This window comes from Rudaea sp., from assembly GCF_057139185.1.
The window spans coordinates 50,718-66,375 of sequence record NZ_DBNHDN010000005.1 but is presented as its reverse complement, the minus strand read 5'-3'; the positions used below and the strand labels follow the sequence as shown (position 1 = coordinate 66,375).

Here is a 15,658-nt window from a genome sequence, read left to right as displayed (position 1 = left end):
GGTGCCTTATGCGTCACGTCCTGAAAACATCAGCATTCACGATCGGCGCCAGCGCCCTGCTCGCCGGTTGCGCGACCGTTCCCGCGCCGCTCGCGGGCAACGACTTCGCCGCGACCACGCCGCAGCAGGCCGTCGCGCAGAACGCGAGCGGCCAGCGCGTGCGCTGGGGCGGCGAGATCATCAAGGTCGAACCGCGCGCGGACCGCACCTGCTTCGAGATCCTCTCGCGCGAACTCTATGACGACGCGCGACCGAAACGTCGCGACCGGAGCCAGGGCCGCTTCGTCGCCTGCAAGCAGGGCTTCCTCGACCCGGCCGAATACCCGGCGGGCCGCGACGTCACCGTGGTCGGTGCAGTCGATGGCACCGAACGACACAAAGTCGGCGACTACGACTACACCTTCGCCAGGGTCGATGCGAACGAGGTCTATCTCTGGCCCAAGCGCGCCGACTACCCACCCGGCTACTACGACCCGTTCTGGGGCCCGTGCTACGGCGACCCGTTCTGGGGACCGGGCTGGGGCGGTTGCGGGCGCTGGGGTTGGGGCGGTTACTGGGGCGGCCCGCCGGTCGTGATCGTGCGGCCGAATCCGCCGCCGCCGAAATCAGGCAAGTAGCCGCACTCGGTGCAACGGAACAAGTCGCGCAAACGTCTTTGCTTGTGATTGTTCGACAGAGCAAAGGAATCGTTCATGCGCAGCTTCGTGCCCCCGATCATCATTCTTTCCGCCTTTCTGTTTTCCGCATGCGCACAGACGCCGCCGCGACTGCGCGGCGAGTTCGTGCCGATCGAGCCGGCCCAGGCTTCGACAGGAAAATTCAACGGAACCCCGGTACGCTGGGGAGGCATCGTCACAGGAATGCGCGCCGTGGATGCGGGAAGCTGCATCGAAGTGTCCGCATTCCCGCTGGATAAATGGACATCACGTCCGATCAACCTCGACACCAGCGCTTATACCCATGGTGACTCCGTACGACCGATGTACTACACGCAGAGCGGAAAATTTGATTCCCCGCCGCGCTTTCTGGCCTGTGGAGCCGATACCCAAGACAAGTCCATCTACCATGTCGGCGCCGTGGTGACTGCCGTCGGCACCTTGGCTGAACCGCTGGTGTTCGAAGCCGAGTTCACGAGCTGCCTGGAAAACTTGCCGCAGCGTCATGGTCAACCGGATTACGCCGGCAGCATTCATGTCGCCAAGGATCGATTGTGCGCAGTGTCGTTACCGATCCTGAGAATTGCTCAGGCTTACGCTTGGGCCGAGCCACCCAGCCGGAATGGATTCTTCAATGAAAACGCGCACAACTGACTGAATCCACCGCGACTTGATTCAACCCGGCGGCCAATGCATCTGCCGCCCGGCGAGCAGGTGCAGATGGACGTGGTAGACGGTCTGGCCGCCGTCTTTGTTGCAGTTCATCACGCAGCGGTAGCCGTTGTCGGCGAAGCCCTGCGTCTTCGCCCACGAACTTGCGGCGACGAACAGCTTGCCGATGACGACGGCATCGTCGGCGGTCAGATCGTTCAAGGTGGCGATCGATTTCTTCGGAATGAACAGTACGTGCACCGGCGCCTGCGGATTGATGTCGCGGAACGCGAGCACGTCGTCGTCCTCGTAGACGATGTCGGCGGGGATGTCGCGGCGGATGATCTTGTCGAACAACGTGTCTGCCATCTTCCTCTCCGTCAGTTTTCGATGAGTTGGCGGCCACCAAACGCATGTGCCAGCGTGCCGCGGTCGATGAATTCCAGTTCGCCGCCGAGCGGCACGCCGTGCGCAAGGCGCGTGGCGCGTACATTCGCCGCGCGCGCGAGCTGGCTGAGCAGGTGCGCGGTCGCCTCGCCTTCGACCGTCGGGTTGGTTGCGACGATCAGCTCGCGCACTTCGTTCTCGGCGAGGCGCGCGGCGAGCAGGTCGATGCCGAGTTCCTTCGGTCCCATGCCGTCGAGCGGCGACAGGCGGCCGAGCAGGACGAAGTAGCGCCCGCGATAGCCGGTCGCCTGCTCGACCGCGAGCTGGTCGACCGGCGTCTCGACGACGCAAAGCAGGCTCGCATCGCGCTGCGGATTGGCGCAGGTCGCGCAGACTGCGTCCTCGCTGAACGTGCGGCAGCGCGTGCAGTTGCCGATGCGCTCGACCGCGGCTGCGAGCTTGTCCGACAGCTTCTTCGCACCCGTACGATCGCGCTCGAGCACATGGAAAGCCATGCGCTGCGCGGTCTTCGCGCCGACGCCGGGCAGGCAGCGCAGGGCATCGATCAATTCGTTCAAAAGTGGCGAGGACATACTCAGCTCGTCATTCCGGCGAAAGCCGGAATCCAGTGTCTTTGCTCTGCTAGGTACTAAAAAAGAAAAGTCGCTGGATTCCGGCTTTCGCCGGAATGACGAGCGAAAAGGTCAGAACGGCAGCTTGAACCCTGCCGGCAGATTCACCCCCCCTGCGACCGCGCCCATCTTTTCCTGACTCGTCGCGGCCACCTTGTTGACCGCATCGTTGAACGCCGCGGCGATCAGATCCTCGGCCATTTCCGGATCCTCGGCCATCACCTTGCGGTCGACCGCGACGCGGCGCACTTCGTGGCGGCCGTTCATGGTCACGCTGACCATGCCGCCGCCGGCCTGGCCGGTCACTTCGAGCTTGGCGATCTCTTCCTGCGCGCGCTTGAGGTCGTCCTGCATGCGTTGCGCTTGTTGCATCAGCTGCGCCATGGGTCCGCGCATGAACTACTCCTCGGTCAACCAACCGGTTTTACGGATTCGGGAATCAGGCGCGCGTCGAAGTCGCGCATCAGCGCCTGCACGATCGGATCGTCGTTGAGCGCGCGCTCGGCAGCCTGCTGGCGCGCGTCGCGCGCGCGGCCGGCGGCTTCGGCCGGCGTCTCGGCTTGCTGAGCGCTGACGTTCTTCTCGAAGCGCACCTTGACCGCGCGGCCCAATGCCTGACCGAGCTTGTCTTCCATCGCGGCGACCAGCGGCGGCGCATGGAAAAGTTCGTGCTCGGGCTTGAGCGAGAGACGCACGACCTGCTGTTCGACGGCAATCAGTGTGCAATGCTGCGCGAGCGCGCCGACCGCGCCGCTTTTCAGGCCAGCGGTCTCGATCAGCCCGGCCCAGTCGTTCGCATCCATCGCCGCGGAAAAAGGCTTGGCCTGCGCTTCGCGTGCGGCAGGAGTCTGGTTAATCCCCCCTGCATGCAGCGTGGATTCGGGCTCGGCGACAGCCGGCGTCGCGCGCGGTGTCTGTGCCGGCCGCGGCGCGGGCTGCTCGATCGCAACCGCAGGAACCGGCGCAGACATGGCAGCCGATCGCGGCGGCGTGACAGGCAAAGCCTGCGCACTGCGCGCCGGCACGGCGACGGTAGGTCCACCCGCGTCGGCCGGCCGGAACGCGAGCATGCGCAGCAAGGCCATCTCGAATCCCGCGCGCGCGGTCGGCGCCAGCGGCAGATCGCGCCGACCGACGATGGCGAGCTGGTAGTACAACTGGGTTTCCTCGGGCGACAGCGCCGCAGCCAGGGCGGCGATGCCCGCCTCATCGTCTTGGTTCGTCGCTGCGTAGTCGCGTACGAGTTGCTTCAGCTGCACGCGATGCAACACGCCGGCAATCTCGTCGAGTACCTGGGCGAAGTCCGGGGAAAACTCGGCAAGCCGATCGACCTCGGCCATCAGCGCCGCGCCGTCGCCGGCATGCACCTGACCGAGCAACGCATGCACCTGACCGCGCGCTATCGTGCCGAGCATCGTGCGCACCTCGGCCGCGCGTACCGCGCCCGCGCCGTAGGCGATCGCCTGGTCGAGCAGCGAGAGACCGTCGCGCAGCGAACCATCGGCCCCGCGAGCGAGCTCGGTCAGCGCCTCGGGTTCGAACGCAATCGTTTCGGCTTCCAGAATGCGCCCCATCTGCCCGCTGATCTGCTCGGGCAGAAGGCGCTTGAGATTGAACTTGAGGCAACGCGACAGCACCGTCACCGGCAGCTTCTGCGGATCGGTGGTGGCGAGCAGAAACTTCACGTGCGGCGGCGGTTCTTCCAGCGTCTTCAGCAGCGCATTGAACGCCGACTTCGACAGCATGTGCACTTCGTCAATCAGGTAGACCTTGTAGCGCCCGCGCGAGGGCGTGTACTGCGCATTCTCGATCACCTCGCGCACGTCGTCGACGCCGGTGTTGCTGGCCGCGTCGATTTCGAGCAAATCCATGAAGCGGCCGGCGTCGATGTCGCGGCAGGTCGAACATTCGCCGCAGGGGTGGGACGATTGGCCTTGCTCGCAATTCAGCGACTTGGCGAAGATGCGCGCGATCGTCGTCTTGCCGACGCCGCGTGTGCCGGTGAACAGGAAGGCGTGGTGCATGCGTCCGGAATCGAGCGCGTTGCTGAGCGCGCGCACGACGTGCTCCTGCCCGACCAGTTCGGAGAACTTCTTCGGCCGCCACTTGCGTGCGAGGACTTGGTAGGACATGTGGATTGAGATGACGCCCGAAAGCTCGTTCGACAAGCGGCGATTGTCGCAAGTTGCCGGGGGCAAGGCAAAGATGCGGAACGCGAAGCAAAAATACGAGCGGAGATAAAACGAATGCCGGCTTGCGCCGGAGCTTTCTCGAGAAGTGCGGCCGAGGATGGCCGCTTTGTGATCTTCGCGTTCAGGGACGAACGCAAGAATAAATAGGTGGCAGTCCCGCCAGCCGCATCCCGGCACCCGAGTCATTCACTACCGTTGCTGCCTTCCGGCCCTGGCGGGGTTTGCAAACTATCGTCGCGAGAGAACCAACGGGACCGCCATGGAAATGGCGGAGAGAGCGGGATTCGAACCCGCGAAGCGGGTATAAGCCGCTTACACACTTTCCAGGCGTGCTCCTTCAACCACTCGGACATCTCTCCGCTGGAAAGGCCGCGCAGGATACAGGACGGCCGCTCCGCAAACAAGCAAACCCGTTGCCGCACAGCGAATTGTACGCCCTTTCAAACGACCGGCGTATTGTCCGGGTGCAACCACCCCGACTCGCCTCCAGCATAGTGCTCGTTCTTCCAGATCGGTACACGCAGTTTCACCTCGTCGATGATGTAGCGGCAGGCGTCGAACGCGGCGCCGCGATGCGCAGAACTTACCCCGACCCACACGGCCAGATCGCCGATCGCGAGCGATCCCACACGATGCACGCAGCACGCCTCGACGATGGCGAACTTCTCGCCTGCTTCTTTGATGATGCGCTCGCCCTCGCTCTGCGCGAGCGGCGCATAGGCCTGGTAGTCGAGGCGATGCACGGCGCGGCCGTCGTTGTGATCGCGCACCCAGCCTTCGAACGTCACGCAGGCACCTGCGCGTGCATGCGCGAGGGAGCGCGCGAGCGCGGCGGCGTCGATCGGCTCGGCGCTGATGTGGAATACGCCCACCGTCAGCCTCCGCTCACCGGCGGCAGAAACACGACTTCATCCCCTTCGTGCAGCGTCTGCGCCCACTGCGCGAATGCGCCATTGACCGCGACACGCAGGCGTTCCTCGCCCATCGTGAAACCGTGCCGTGCGCGCAATTCGCTGTACAGGCCACGCGCGTCGGTGGCGAACGATTCGACCTGCTCCACGTCCATGCCGGCGCGGTCGCGCAGCGAGGCGAAATAGAGCACGCGATACTTCATGGGAGGATTTTCCCGCCGCGTACCTTGCGCTTGCCGCCCGATTTTTCCACGAGGCGCAAGTCGGCCACGACGATCTCGTGCGACAGCGCCTTGCACATGTCGTAGACCGTAAGCGCGGCGATGCTTGCGCCGGTCAACGCCTCCATCTCGACGCCGGTCTTGTGCGCGACGGCCACCGTGCAGTGGATTTCCAGATCGGTGTCGGTGGCGAACTGCGCAGCGATGTCGCAACGTTCGATCGCGAGCGGATGGCAGAATGGAATCAGCTCGTGCGTGCGCTTGGCTGCGAGCGTGCCGGCGATGATCGCGGTGTCGATCACCGGCCCCTTCTTCGCGCGCATACCGCCGTCGCGCAGCGCGCGCGCAATGGCGACGGGGAACCGCACGATGGCCCGCGCCGTGGCAGAGCGCGCAGTAACCTTCTTCGCGCCGACATCGACCATGCGTGGAAGATTGTCGGCACCGACGTGAGTCAGTCTTCGCGAGTTGGTTCTTTTCACGCTCGCCATCACCCACCCACCGCGAACATTTCGACGTGCTTCTGCTCGCCGCGCGCGCGCAATTCGGCGCGCTGTTCGCTGTAGCGGTCAGTGCGCCGCGTCCAGCGCTGCGTGATCAGAGCAGCCAGCTCTTCGTCGCTCGCACCGGCGCGCAGCGACTCGCGCAAATCGTACCCCAGGCGTGCAAACAGGCAGGTATACAATTTGCCGTCAGCCGACAGACGCGCACGCGAACAGTCGCCGCAGAACGGCTGCGAGACCGAACTGATGAACCCGACTTCGCCGGCGCCGTCGGCGAAGCGGTAGCGTTCGGCGACTTCGCCGCGATAGTTCGGCTGCAGCGGTTCGAGCGGCCAGCGCGCGGCCAGGCGCGCGATCAACTCCGCACTCGGCACCACCATGTCGCCGCGCCAGTGATTGACCGTGCCGACGTCCATGTACTCGATGAACCGCACGATGTGCCCGGTGCCGCGGAAACGCTCGACCAGATCGAGCACCTGTGCATCGTTGACGCCGCGCATGACCACGCAGTTGAGCTTGATCTTCGCAAAACCTGCGCGTTCGGCGGCATCGATCCCGGCGAGCACCTCCGCGACTTCGCCGCGGCCGCCGCAGAGCGTACGGAAGGTCGCCGCATCGAGCGTATCGAGCGACACGGTCAACCGGTGCAAGCCGGCATCGCGCAACGCCTGCGCGAACTTCGGCAGCAGCACGCCGTTGGTCGTCATCGCGATGTCCTCGATGCCGGGGATACGCGCGAGCATCTCGATCAGATGCGGCAGATCGCGACGCAGCAGCGGCTCGCCACCGGTCAGACGCAGCTTGCGCACGCCTTGCGCGACGAACGCACGCGCGAGGCGCTCGATCTCCTCGAAGCGCAGGCGCTGGTCCTTGCTGAGAAATTCATAGTCCTGTGCGTACTGATCCTCGGGCATGCAGTACGGGCAGCGGAAATTGCAGCGGTCGATCACCGAGATGCGCAAGTCGCGCAGCGGGCGCGCGAGCGCATCGTGCGGCGGCGCGGGGCTTGCCGAAACCAGTTGGATTGGAATGTCGCTGCTCACTGCCATCCGCCGCCAATCAGGCCCTGAGCAGAACATCGGGGTGCGGCGCTGCCAATGCAAGCCGCTCGCCGCCGCGCGCGATGCGGTGTCCGCGCGCGGTCAACGCCGCGCCATCGGCTTCGCTGCCGTAGTGGTAGAGCACGAAGCGCGAGCGCAACTCGGCCGGGTATTCGCGCTCGAGATCGTCCACGCCCGTATGCGAGGGATTGCCGGCAAGAGCGCAATCGTGCGCGACCATTTCGCCATGCGCGGCGTAACCGGCCAGCATCTCGGGAATCGGACGCGTGTCGCCGGTCCAGACGAAGCTGCCGCGCAGGGCAACGGCGAACGAGGTCAACGGCATGTGGTGCCGGGTCGGGAACACGTCGAACCAGAGCTGCTCGTGCCAGAAACCGCGTGAACACGGCACGAGCTGATAGCCGTCCCAGAAGTTCGCACCGCCTTCGGCGACCACATCCGGATAATCGGCGACGCGGCTCTGCAGATGGCTGACCAGCGCCGCGTGCGCATAGAGCCGCACCTTGCCGCGCAGCGCGGGGTCGAAATACGCGCGATAGAACAGCCGCTCCAAGCCGCCAACGTGATCCATGTGCGTGTGGGTGATGTAGACCGCCCGCGGCAGCGCGCCGTAGACCTTCTCGTAGGTCGTCAGCGTTTCCGGGCCGCAGTCGATCAGCAGCAGCGGTTCGCCATCGCGCTCGAGCACGGCACCGGACGAGCCCAGCTCCACCGCCTGCGCAGCGCCGACGCCGAGGAATCGCAAGGAAAGATTCATGGTTTCGTTCCCGGCATCCGCCGTTGCCATTCACCGATGTAAGCCGACATCAGCGGTTCCCACCATACGGCGACCGCGGCGGCATCGCCGCCTTCGGCCTTGTCGATTTTTTCCAGCGATCGTTTCAGACGCACCAGATTCGCCCGCCGCCAAGTCCATTCTATCGGCCGCAACCGGCCGCGGTCGAAATCGATCAGCCAGACCTTGTCCGCGCCGACCAGCACATTATGCGCATTGAGATCGGCGTGAAATACGCCGGCCGCATGCAGTGTGGCGATGGCTTCGCCCACGCGCGCGAGCGTCGGCAAATCGACTTCATCGTGCCGAATGCGCCAAGCCAGCGTCGTCGTCCCGGGGATGAAACGGGTAATCAGATCGGCGGAATAGAACATACCCTGCCGGCAGTAGCGCGCGGCAATCGGCTGCGAGACATCGAACCCGCGCGCGGCGAGGACATGCAGCAAATGGAATTCGGCGAAGCTGCGCGTGCGCTCGGCGCTGTTCCAGAGGTAACGATCGCCGAGTATGCGCGCCACGAGCCCGCCGCGCCGATAGTGGCGCAGCGCCCAGTCGCCGTGCGGCGTGTGCGCAAACACGATGCCGCCGCGCCCGCCGGGCGCTTCGGTCGCACGATCCTGCGCACGCCAGAAGCCGGCGTCGAACCAGCGCGAATCGAAATGCTCGCCTTGCGTCAGTGCGTGTGCATCGAACAGAATCGCGCCGTCGGCGGTTTCCTGCTGCACCACCCCGTTTTCACCCACCCCGGTCATGATTGCGCGACTCGTCACCCGCTGCGATACCGAAGCCCAAGTCTAGCAAGCCTGATGCCCGATATCGCCTCCTCGCCGGCCCGTCCGCCGCAATCGCTGTGCCTGCTGCGCACCTCGGCGCTCGGCGACGTCACCCACGTCGTGCCGATCATCCGCACGCTGCAGGCACAGGCACCGGGCACGAAGCTGACCTGGATCATCGCCAAGCTCGAACACAGGCTGGTCGGCGATCTGCCCGGTGTCGAGTTCCTGGTCTTCGACAAGGGCAAGGGCTGGCGTGGATTGCGCGAACTGCGCGCGCAACTCGCGCACAGGCGATTCGATGCGTTGCTGCACATGCAAGTGGCGCTGCGCGCGAACCTGATCGCCGCATGCGTGCGCGCGCCGTTGCGTATCGGCTACGACAAGGCGCGCTCGAAAGACCTGCACGGCATGTTCATCAACCACCGCATCGCCGCGCGCAGCGGCGAGCACGTGCTCGATGCAATGGCGAGTTTTCTCGAACCGCTGGGATTGCGTCAGAGCGAAGTACGCTGGGACATCCCGATACCGGAATCTGCCGCGGAGTTTGCCGAGCGCCATTTGCCGGGCGCTGCGAAGACCCTGCTCGTCAGCCCGTGCTCAAGCCATATCGTGCGCAACTGGCTGCCGCAACGCTACGCTGCGGTGATCGATCATGCCGCAGCGCAAGGCTGGCGCGTCGCCTTGTGCGGCGGCCCGAGCACGTTCGAACGCGAGTTCGGCGATGCCATAATCGCCAAGTGCACGAGCAAGCCGCTCGACTTGGTCGGCAAGGACACGCTCAAGCAATTCCTCGCCCTGTGTCGCCGCGCGCAGCTCGTGCTGACGCCCGACTCGGGACCGATGCACATGGCCAACGCCGTCGGCACCAAGGTGCTCGGCCTGCATGCGGCAAGCAATCCGGACCGCTCCGGCCCCTACTCCGACCGCCGCTGGTGCGTCGACCGCTACGATGCCGCCGCACGCAAATTCAAGGGTAAACCCGCGGCGGATCTGCCGTGGGGCACAAAGATCGAATATCCCGGAGTGATGGAGCTGATCGAAACCGAAGCGGTGACGGAGCGCTTCGACAGCTTCTCTTGCACTCATCCCTGATCGCGAAGATCAAGAGCGGTCGCCCTTGGCCGCGTTTCTCAATTTTTCGCCGAGTAGTCCTGGTACGACTTCTCCTCGATCAGTTTCGAGCCGAGCTTGAGGTTGATCGCCTTCTTCACTGCCGCGCGCTCGTCGTTGCGAATGTAAACTGCACGCGCGAGTTCGATGAATTCGGCATCGAACGCCCGCGCCTTTTCCTTGAGGCGGATGTCGTCCTCGATCTTCCACAACGCCTCGTTCACGGTCTTCAGCTGCGCACGCTCCGTCGAGATGTCGGTCGCGGAAGCCGGATGCATGGCCCAGGTCGCGTTGAGCAAGCCCAGTTCGGTGCGCACGTTGGCGAGCTTGGCGGCGTCGCGGATGTGCACGGCCTTGATTTCGAGGATGGTGATCTTGTCGATCAGTTCGCCGTAGGAGATGGGGGTGAGGAGTTCGGACATTTGTGAGATTCTTGGCGTGGAAGCGGGAATTCTATCCGAGCTGGCGTTGCTGCTCATCATTGCTGAGCCGAACGTGATGTGCGAAAAGCGTTTGAATGCCGTTGGGGTGGGATTGTTCGCCTCATCCCTGAGCCTCACCCTCGCTTCGCCAGGGCCAGCTCCAGCGCTTTGCGCTTCCGCTGTCCAAATTCGCTCCCGGTGAATTTGTCACTGCGAAGGCAGGATGCCGAAGCGAACATCGGCGCAGCCGATGGCCCGAAGGGCTAAGGGCGGGACGCCCTGAGTCAACCGAGTGGGCTCGTCCCTCAAGCACTCACCAGCAGAAACGAAAAACGGCCCGCGAGGGGCCGTTTTCATTTCTGGCGGAGAGGGTGGGATTGTTCGGCTCATCCTTGAGCCTCACCCCTTCGCGCTGCGCGCTGTGGGGCCAGCCTGCGGCTGTCCAAATTCGCTCCCGGCGAATTTGTCGAACCCCAGTGGGCTCGTCCCCCAAGCACTCACCAGCAGAAACGAAAAACGGCCCGCGAGGGGCCGTTTTCATTTCTGGCGGAGAGGGTGGGATTCGAACCCACGGTGCGCTATGAACGCACGCCTGATTTCGAGTCAGGTACAATCGACCACTCTGCCACCTCTCCGGTGACTTTTGATTCGATTCGAATCGAAGGGCGCGCATGATACGGGCCGCGGCGGAAAGTTACAACCGCGCGATGCGCGGATCGAGCGGGTTCACCGGCCCTGCCCGGCCAGTTCGCCCATGAACTGCCGGTAGTAGCGAAGCTCGGCGATCGAATCGCGGATGTCCGACAGCGCCGTGTGCTGCGATTCCTTGGTAAAACCGCGTGCCAGCTCCGGCGCCCAGCGCCGCGCCAGTTCCTTGACCGTCGACACGTCGAGATTGCGGTAATGGAAGAACCGTTCCAGACGCGGCATCAGGCGATGCAGAAAGCGCCGATCCTGGCAGATCGAATTGCCGCACATCGGCGACTTGCCGGCCGGCACCCAGCGCGTGAGGAAATCCATCGTCAGCGCTTCGGCCCGTGCCAGATCGACATCCGAATCAAGCACGCGCCGCCACAAACCCGAGCTGGTGTGCTGGTTGCGATTCCAGTCGTCCATCGCCTCCAGCCGGTCAAGCGGATGGGCGATGGCGAGCTCCGGGCTTTCTCCGATAATATTCAAAGACTTGTCAGTTATTATTGTTGCAATTTCGAGGATAGAGTCCCGGTCCGTATCGAGACCGGTCATTTCCAGATCGATCCAGATCAGGTTGTCATCATGGAGTTGTGTTGCCGTCATGCCCGCGTCGCATCAGTTCAAACCCCGACAATAGCATCCCTGCCGTTTGCCACGCAGCCGAAACCCGACGCGGCGATGGCTTATACTCCGCCCCCGAATCCGGAGAGGTGGCCGAGCGGTTTAAGGCAGCAGTCTTGAAAACTGCCGTGGATGCAAGTCCACCGTGGGTTCGAATCCCACCCTCTCCGCCAGACTCCGACGAAGAGCGCCGTGCCCGTCAATGCTGGCGGCTGACAAATCACTGCGACCAACCGACCGTGACACCAACCAGATAGTTGCAGGCGGGCCAAGCCACTGGGGAGAAGCGTGTGGCCAACGAAGCGCATGTATCGGGAGCACTCGGTCCAATCCGAAACGGTCGGCATTCCGGTCTTTGCCAAGCCTCGTCATTGCCGGTTTGATTGCGGGTCTCGCCGTGGGAGCGGCGATCCGTCCGTTGAGCGCCAATAGCGGGATCAGAGCCACGGTCGATTTCTTCGATGTGATCGGCACGATGTGGGTGGCCGCCATCCGGATGACCGTCATCCCGTTGATCGTTCCATTGCTGATCGTCTCGATTGCGAACGCGAGGAGCACGCGCGCCGCGGGCCGGTTGGGAGTCGTCACGATCATCGGACTTGTTGTGCTGATCGCGGTTGTCGCTGCCTTCACCTCGGTGATCGCGCCGCTATTGTTCGGCGGAATCCACATCGACCCGGCCGCGACCGCGAGTTTGCGGGCCTCTGCCGCAGCCACATCGTTGCCGACCGGCGACGCCAGCTTGTCGAACTGGTTCAAGACGTTGATACCGGCCAACCCGATCAAGGCCGCAGCGGACGGCACAATGCTGTCGATCATCGTGTTCGCGCTGGCATTCGGTTTCGCCACACTGGCCGCCCCAGAGGATACGCGCGACCGCGTCGTTCGCTTTTCGCAAACGTTGAGCACCATCATGTTCGTGATGGTACAGGCGGTGCTGTCGCTGGCTCCGATCGGTGTCTTTGCGCTGACGCTTGTGGTCGGGGCACGTGTTGGCGTCGCGGCGTTCGGTGCGATGGGATATTTTGTTGGCGGTCAACTGGTAACGACGATGGCGCTGATCGTGGTCATGTTCGCACTGACAGTGATGCGCAACAGGCTGTCCGTTAGCAAAGTGCTCGCGGGTGCGGGGCCGGCAATGCTGGTCGCCGCAAGCACCAGTTCATCTCTTTCGGCATTGCCGGCAATGATCGAGAGCGCGCGCGACGAATGGAACTTGCCCGAAGAAACCTACGGCTTTGTCCTGCCGCTCGCCGTATCCACGTTCAAGCCGACGTCCGCGTCCTCGTGGGTGCTCGATGCCTATTTCGTCGCGATCCTTTACGGCATACCGTTCGGCCCGGCGCAACTGGCGCTCGCTGCCGGATATTCCGTGCTTTTCAATGCCACGGTGCCGGGCATCCCCGGTGGCGGAGTCATCGTGATGAGCCCGCTGTTTCTTGCGCTTGGCTTGCCCCTGGAAGGATTGGCGATATTGTTGGCGATCAATCCGATCGTCGATCGCATCCTGACCGTCGGTAACGTAGTCGCCGACATGGCAATCACCGCACTACTGGCAAGGCCCGCGTCCCGGACGTAGCAGTTTGGAACCACGGATACCGCTTGCTCTGATGTCCGCCTTCCACCGCGGCGTGCCATTTCATCGACATTCTCGCCACGTGGTGCGCAACGCGAACGGGTGAGGCTCACGCCGAGCCGAACAATCCACCCTCCCTCCACTTCGCCACCTGGAGTTTCGCACTATGCGGAAGCCCCGCGGCGCAGGAGTGCCTTGGACGTGATCGCCGCGATCGTCGGCGTGCCCGCCTGCATCATGATCGCCTTCACCTCGCGCGCATAGAGGTCGAGTACGGCTTCGACGCCCTCCTGCCCGAATGCGGCCAAGCCCCAGCACGGCGGCCGACCGATGCCGACAGCGGTCGCTCCCAACGCCAACGCCTTGTAGACATCCGTTCCGCGGCGGACTCCACCATCGACGAACACCGGCACGCGCCCGCGCACCGCCGCCACGACCTCGGCGACGCAGTCGATCGATGCGCGCAGCGTTTCCTCGTTGCGTCCGCCGTGATTCGACACGATCACCGCGTCGGCACCGTGCGCCACGGCAAGTGCCGCGTCCTCCCCGGTGACGATGCCCTTCACGAACAGGCGCCCGCGCACGATGTGGCGCAACCGGTCCAGCCACCCGATCGTCAGATCGGCGGGGACCAGCGCGCTGACCCGCGATACGTCGAGCCCTGCGAACAGCGGCGCCTTGAGCCACATGTCGTGGCGGTTGCCGGCATGGCAATTCGTGCAGGTTCGCGTATCCACGCGCGCCAGCCGGCGCAATGTCTCCGAATTCCTCACCCCCGCCGTGGCCCTGCCGTCGACGGTGAGCACGATCGCATCGGCGCCAGCCGCTTCCGCGCGTTGCACCATCGCCTTGGTCACGCTCCAATCGTCCGTGGGATACAGTTGCTGCCAAACAGGCGCATGCCGCTCTGCGATCACGCGTTCCAATGACGTCGACGATCCGCTCGACAGCATCATCCGTGCGCCGCGCGTCTGCGCCGCCCGCGCCACGGCTTTTTCGGCTTCCGGGTGAAACGCTGCCAGCGACGATACGGCGGACAGGTACACCGGCATGGGCCAGCGCTCGCCGAGCACGTTCTGCGCCGTATCCACATGGGTCATGTCGGCGAAACGGTGCGAACGTATCTCGTACTCCGAGAATGCCGCCTCGTTCCGGAGCAGCGTCCTGTCGTCGTCGATGCCCGTGGCCAGGTAGCCGTAGTGAGCCGGCGGCAGCGCCGCACGCGCCAGAGGTTCGAAATCGCGCACGTCGAGCACATCGGCCGCACGGTGCACGGCCTCCGCCGCCGCCGGGGCGCCCGAGGTCGGCACGGGTTTCCCGTCTCGCCCGGGCGCTTCCGCGGCCCATGCCATCAACGGCAGCGAAGCTCCCACAGCCAGCAATTCCCGACGCTTCATCTCCGCCCCCAAGGCATGGCCCGTCGAAGTACCCGGCGCAGGATACTCCGCGGACGAGGACGCAGGTCAAATCCCCGGTACCCGCGTCTGCGCCGCGACCGGCATCTTCTCCGCCAGCCAGTCGATCAGCGCGCGTACCGCCGGCAGCAGGCCACGGCGCGACGGAAACACGCAATGGACGATGCCCTCGGGCGGGCTCCACTCGGGCAGCACGACTTCGAGCTCACCCGCCGCGACCGCGCGCGTGCACACGCTTTCCGGCAGCAGCGCCACGCCGAGTCCGCGCGCAGCGGATGCGAGCACGAGCGGGAAATCGCCGCACATCACGCGCGGGGAATGATCGAGGCGAAAACTCGTGCCGTCGTCCTTGGAGAATTCCCAGGACTGGTTCTCCAACTCGGCGATGCTGATCGTGTCGTACGTGGCCAGATCCTGTGGATGCTGCGGCCTGCCCTTCTCGCGCAGATAGCCGGGGCTGGCGACGAGGAACGAGGTGCTGCGCCCGAACGTGCGCAGGACGAGGTCGGCATCGGTGTCGAGCTTGAAGCGCACGCGGATCGCGATGTCGACACCCTCGTTGATGAGGTCGATGCGCCGGTTGGTCGACATCAGCAGAATGCGCACCTGCGGATATTTCTCGCAGAACTCCGGCAGGATGCCGGTCATGACGTTCTGCGTGATCGACACCGGGCAGCTGACGCGCACGATGCCGCGCGGCTCGGTCGTCAGTTGAGCGACGGCGTCCTCCGCCGCTTGCGCCTCGGCGATCACGGTCTGGCAATGCTGATAGAACCGCTGCCCCGCATCGGTGACGGCGAAGCGACGCGTCGAGCGCTGCAGCAGGCGCACGCCGAGCCGATCCTCGAGCTGGGCTATGCGTCGGCTCAGCCGCGACTTGGGAATGTCGAGCGCGCGCCCGGCCGCAGCGAAGCCGCCTTGTTCGACCACGATCGAGAAGTAGTAGAGATCGTTGAGATCCTGCATGTCCCCGCCTTATTGTTCTGAAAACGGAACGCTGTGGCCGTTTTTATCCAACTTATCATCTTTGATGTGCAGTATTACATTTTCTCCGTC

The 15,658-nt window shown here is 64.4% G+C and carries 18 protein-coding genes, 3 tRNA genes and 1 other RNA gene; 5 read left to right on the top strand and 17 right to left on the bottom strand.

The features are described 5' to 3' along the window. Positions 1 to 8: 8 nt before the first annotated feature. The gene (locus AC16HO_RS01055) at positions 9 to 617 is read left to right on the top strand and encodes a Slp family lipoprotein (RefSeq protein ID WP_395644099.1); all 609 of its coding nucleotides are present in this window, start codon (positions 9 to 11) and stop codon (positions 615 to 617) included. 75 nt (positions 618 to 692) lie between these two features. Further along, positions 693 to 1,310 (top strand): Slp family lipoprotein, encoded by a 618-nt coding sequence (locus AC16HO_RS01050; RefSeq protein ID WP_395644098.1) that lies wholly within the window; start codon positions 693 to 695, stop codon positions 1,308 to 1,310. A gap of 21 nt (positions 1,311 to 1,331) precedes the next feature. Here AC16HO_RS01050 and AC16HO_RS01045 read toward each other — a convergent pair whose 3' ends face one another. The 12 genes from AC16HO_RS01045 to AC16HO_RS00990 all read right to left on the bottom strand — a co-directional run bounded on the left by AC16HO_RS01045 (position 1,332) and on the right by AC16HO_RS00990 (position 8,741). Beyond that, positions 1,332 to 1,676, bottom strand: coding sequence for a histidine triad nucleotide-binding protein (locus AC16HO_RS01045; protein ID WP_395644097.1), 345 nt, complete (start codon positions 1,674 to 1,676; stop codon positions 1,332 to 1,334). 11 nt (positions 1,677 to 1,687) lie between these two features. Next, positions 1,688 to 2,287 (bottom strand): recombination mediator RecR, encoded by a 600-nt coding sequence (gene recR, locus AC16HO_RS01040; protein ID WP_395644096.1) that lies wholly within the window; start codon positions 2,285 to 2,287, stop codon positions 1,688 to 1,690. 111 nt (positions 2,288 to 2,398) lie between these two features. Further along, positions 2,399 to 2,722 (bottom strand): YbaB/EbfC family nucleoid-associated protein, encoded by a 324-nt coding sequence (locus tag AC16HO_RS01035; protein ID WP_395644095.1) that lies wholly within the window; start codon positions 2,720 to 2,722, stop codon positions 2,399 to 2,401. A 14-nt stretch (positions 2,723 to 2,736) separates the two neighbouring features. Continuing rightward, entirely contained in the window at positions 2,737 to 4,458 is a 1,722-nt protein-coding gene (dnaX, locus tag AC16HO_RS01030; protein WP_395644094.1) for a DNA polymerase III subunit gamma/tau, read from the bottom strand. A gap of 214 nt (positions 4,459 to 4,672) precedes the next feature. After that, positions 4,673 to 4,769, bottom strand: an RNA gene (gene ffs / locus AC16HO_RS01025) — signal recognition particle sRNA small type. Positions 4,770 to 4,784: 15 nt separating this feature from the next. After that, positions 4,785 to 4,877: transfer RNA gene (locus AC16HO_RS01020), tRNA-Ser, on the bottom strand. Positions 4,878 to 4,958: 81 nt separating this feature from the next. Further along, positions 4,959 to 5,375, bottom strand: coding sequence for a molybdenum cofactor biosynthesis protein MoaE (locus AC16HO_RS01015; RefSeq protein WP_395644131.1), 417 nt, complete (start codon positions 5,373 to 5,375; stop codon positions 4,959 to 4,961). 17 nt (positions 5,376 to 5,392) lie between these two features. Next, positions 5,393 to 5,632: a MoaD/ThiS family protein gene (locus AC16HO_RS01010; RefSeq protein WP_395644093.1), complete on the bottom strand. Its 240-nt coding sequence runs from the start codon at positions 5,630 to 5,632 to the stop codon at positions 5,393 to 5,395. Then, complete coding sequence (gene moaC, locus AC16HO_RS01005; RefSeq protein ID WP_395644092.1) at positions 5,629 to 6,141, bottom strand: cyclic pyranopterin monophosphate synthase MoaC; 513 nt, start codon at positions 6,139 to 6,141, stop codon at positions 5,629 to 5,631. Before moaC ends, AC16HO_RS01010 begins: the two co-directional genes overlap by 4 nt. Next, complete coding sequence (moaA, locus tag AC16HO_RS01000) at positions 6,141 to 7,202, bottom strand: GTP 3',8-cyclase MoaA (protein ID WP_395644091.1); 1,062 nt, start codon at positions 7,200 to 7,202, stop codon at positions 6,141 to 6,143. Before moaA ends, moaC begins: the two co-directional genes overlap by 1 nt. 10 nt (positions 7,203 to 7,212) lie before the next feature. Beyond that, on the bottom strand, positions 7,213 to 7,971 hold the full coding sequence (locus AC16HO_RS00995) for an MBL fold metallo-hydrolase (RefSeq protein WP_395644090.1): 759 nt from the start codon (positions 7,969 to 7,971) through the stop codon (positions 7,213 to 7,215). After that, positions 7,968 to 8,741: a 3-deoxy-D-manno-octulosonic acid kinase gene (locus AC16HO_RS00990; protein WP_395644089.1), complete on the bottom strand. Its 774-nt coding sequence runs from the start codon at positions 8,739 to 8,741 to the stop codon at positions 7,968 to 7,970. Before AC16HO_RS00990 ends, AC16HO_RS00995 begins: the two co-directional genes overlap by 4 nt. A 54-nt stretch (positions 8,742 to 8,795) precedes the next feature. Between AC16HO_RS00990 and AC16HO_RS00985 the strand changes: the two genes are divergently transcribed. Continuing rightward, on the top strand, positions 8,796 to 9,857 hold the full coding sequence (locus AC16HO_RS00985; protein WP_395644088.1) for a glycosyltransferase family 9 protein: 1,062 nt from the start codon (positions 8,796 to 8,798) through the stop codon (positions 9,855 to 9,857). A 38-nt stretch (positions 9,858 to 9,895) separates the two neighbouring features. Here the strand turns inward: AC16HO_RS00985 and AC16HO_RS00980 are convergent, their stop codons facing one another. The 3 genes from AC16HO_RS00980 to orn all read right to left on the bottom strand — a co-directional run bounded on the left by AC16HO_RS00980 (position 9,896) and on the right by orn (position 11,593). Beyond that, positions 9,896 to 10,297 carry a DUF6165 family protein gene (locus AC16HO_RS00980; RefSeq protein WP_395644087.1) on the bottom strand — a complete coding sequence of 134 codons (402 nt, stop codon included), beginning with the start codon at positions 10,295 to 10,297 and terminating at the stop codon, positions 9,896 to 9,898. 544 nt (positions 10,298 to 10,841) lie between these two features. Then, positions 10,842 to 10,932 (bottom strand) — tRNA-Ser (locus tag AC16HO_RS00975). Positions 10,933 to 11,023: 91 nt separating this feature from the next. Further along, positions 11,024 to 11,593 (bottom strand): oligoribonuclease, encoded by a 570-nt coding sequence (gene orn / locus AC16HO_RS00970; protein ID WP_395644086.1) that lies wholly within the window; start codon positions 11,591 to 11,593, stop codon positions 11,024 to 11,026. A gap of 101 nt (positions 11,594 to 11,694) precedes the next feature. On the opposite strand from orn, the gene AC16HO_RS00965 reads away from it, so the two are divergent. Both AC16HO_RS00965 and AC16HO_RS00960 read left to right on the top strand, forming a co-directional pair. Further along, a tRNA-Ser gene (locus AC16HO_RS00965) sits at positions 11,695 to 11,784 on the top strand. 182 nt (positions 11,785 to 11,966) lie between these two features. After that, positions 11,967 to 13,190 (top strand): dicarboxylate/amino acid:cation symporter, encoded by a 1,224-nt coding sequence (locus tag AC16HO_RS00960; RefSeq protein ID WP_395644085.1) that lies wholly within the window; start codon positions 11,967 to 11,969, stop codon positions 13,188 to 13,190. A 161-nt stretch (positions 13,191 to 13,351) separates the two neighbouring features. Here the strand turns inward: AC16HO_RS00960 and AC16HO_RS00955 are convergent, their stop codons facing one another. Both AC16HO_RS00955 and AC16HO_RS00950 read right to left on the bottom strand, forming a co-directional pair. Next, a complete protein-coding gene (locus AC16HO_RS00955) occupies positions 13,352 to 14,497 on the bottom strand; it encodes an alpha-hydroxy acid oxidase (RefSeq protein WP_395644084.1) in 1,146 nt (381 codons plus the stop codon). A 153-nt stretch (positions 14,498 to 14,650) separates the two neighbouring features. Continuing rightward, positions 14,651 to 15,568, bottom strand: coding sequence for a LysR substrate-binding domain-containing protein (locus tag AC16HO_RS00950; protein ID WP_395644083.1), 918 nt, complete (start codon positions 15,566 to 15,568; stop codon positions 14,651 to 14,653). Positions 15,569 to 15,658: the final 90 nt, after the last annotated feature.

Excerpts from the sequence above, each read along its gene's own strand:
- AC16HO_RS01055 (WP_395644099.1), top strand. The coding sequence starts at position 9 with ATGCGTCACGTCCTGAAAACATCAGCATTCACGATCGGCGCCAGCGCC.
- AC16HO_RS01050 (WP_395644098.1), top strand. The coding sequence starts at position 693 with ATGCGCAGCTTCGTGCCCCCGATCATCATTCTTTCCGCCTTTCTGTTT.
- AC16HO_RS01045 (WP_395644097.1), bottom strand. The coding sequence starts at position 1,676 with ATGGCAGACACGTTGTTCGACAAGATCATCCGCCGCGACATCCCCGCC.
- recR (WP_395644096.1), bottom strand. The coding sequence starts at position 2,287 with ATGTCCTCGCCACTTTTGAACGAATTGATCGATGCCCTGCGCTGCCTG.
- AC16HO_RS01035 (WP_395644095.1), bottom strand. The coding sequence starts at position 2,722 with ATGCGCGGACCCATGGCGCAGCTGATGCAACAAGCGCAACGCATGCAG.
- dnaX (WP_395644094.1), bottom strand. The coding sequence starts at position 4,458 with ATGTCCTACCAAGTCCTCGCACGCAAGTGGCGGCCGAAGAAGTTCTCC.
- AC16HO_RS01010 (WP_395644093.1), bottom strand. The coding sequence starts at position 5,632 with ATGAAGTATCGCGTGCTCTATTTCGCCTCGCTGCGCGACCGCGCCGGC.
- moaC (WP_395644092.1), bottom strand. The coding sequence starts at position 6,141 with ATGGCGAGCGTGAAAAGAACCAACTCGCGAAGACTGACTCACGTCGGT.
- moaA (WP_395644091.1), bottom strand. The coding sequence starts at position 7,202 with ATGGCAGTGAGCAGCGACATTCCAATCCAACTGGTTTCGGCAAGCCCC.
- AC16HO_RS00995 (WP_395644090.1), bottom strand. The coding sequence starts at position 7,971 with ATGAATCTTTCCTTGCGATTCCTCGGCGTCGGCGCTGCGCAGGCGGTG.
- AC16HO_RS00990 (WP_395644089.1), bottom strand. The coding sequence starts at position 8,741 with ATGACCGGGGTGGGTGAAAACGGGGTGGTGCAGCAGGAAACCGCCGAC.
- AC16HO_RS00985 (WP_395644088.1), top strand. The coding sequence starts at position 8,796 with ATGCCCGATATCGCCTCCTCGCCGGCCCGTCCGCCGCAATCGCTGTGC.
- AC16HO_RS00980 (WP_395644087.1), bottom strand. The coding sequence starts at position 10,297 with ATGTCCGAACTCCTCACCCCCATCTCCTACGGCGAACTGATCGACAAG.
- orn (WP_395644086.1), bottom strand. The coding sequence starts at position 11,593 with ATGACGGCAACACAACTCCATGATGACAACCTGATCTGGATCGATCTG.
- AC16HO_RS00950 (WP_395644083.1), bottom strand. The coding sequence starts at position 15,568 with ATGCAGGATCTCAACGATCTCTACTACTTCTCGATCGTGGTCGAACAA.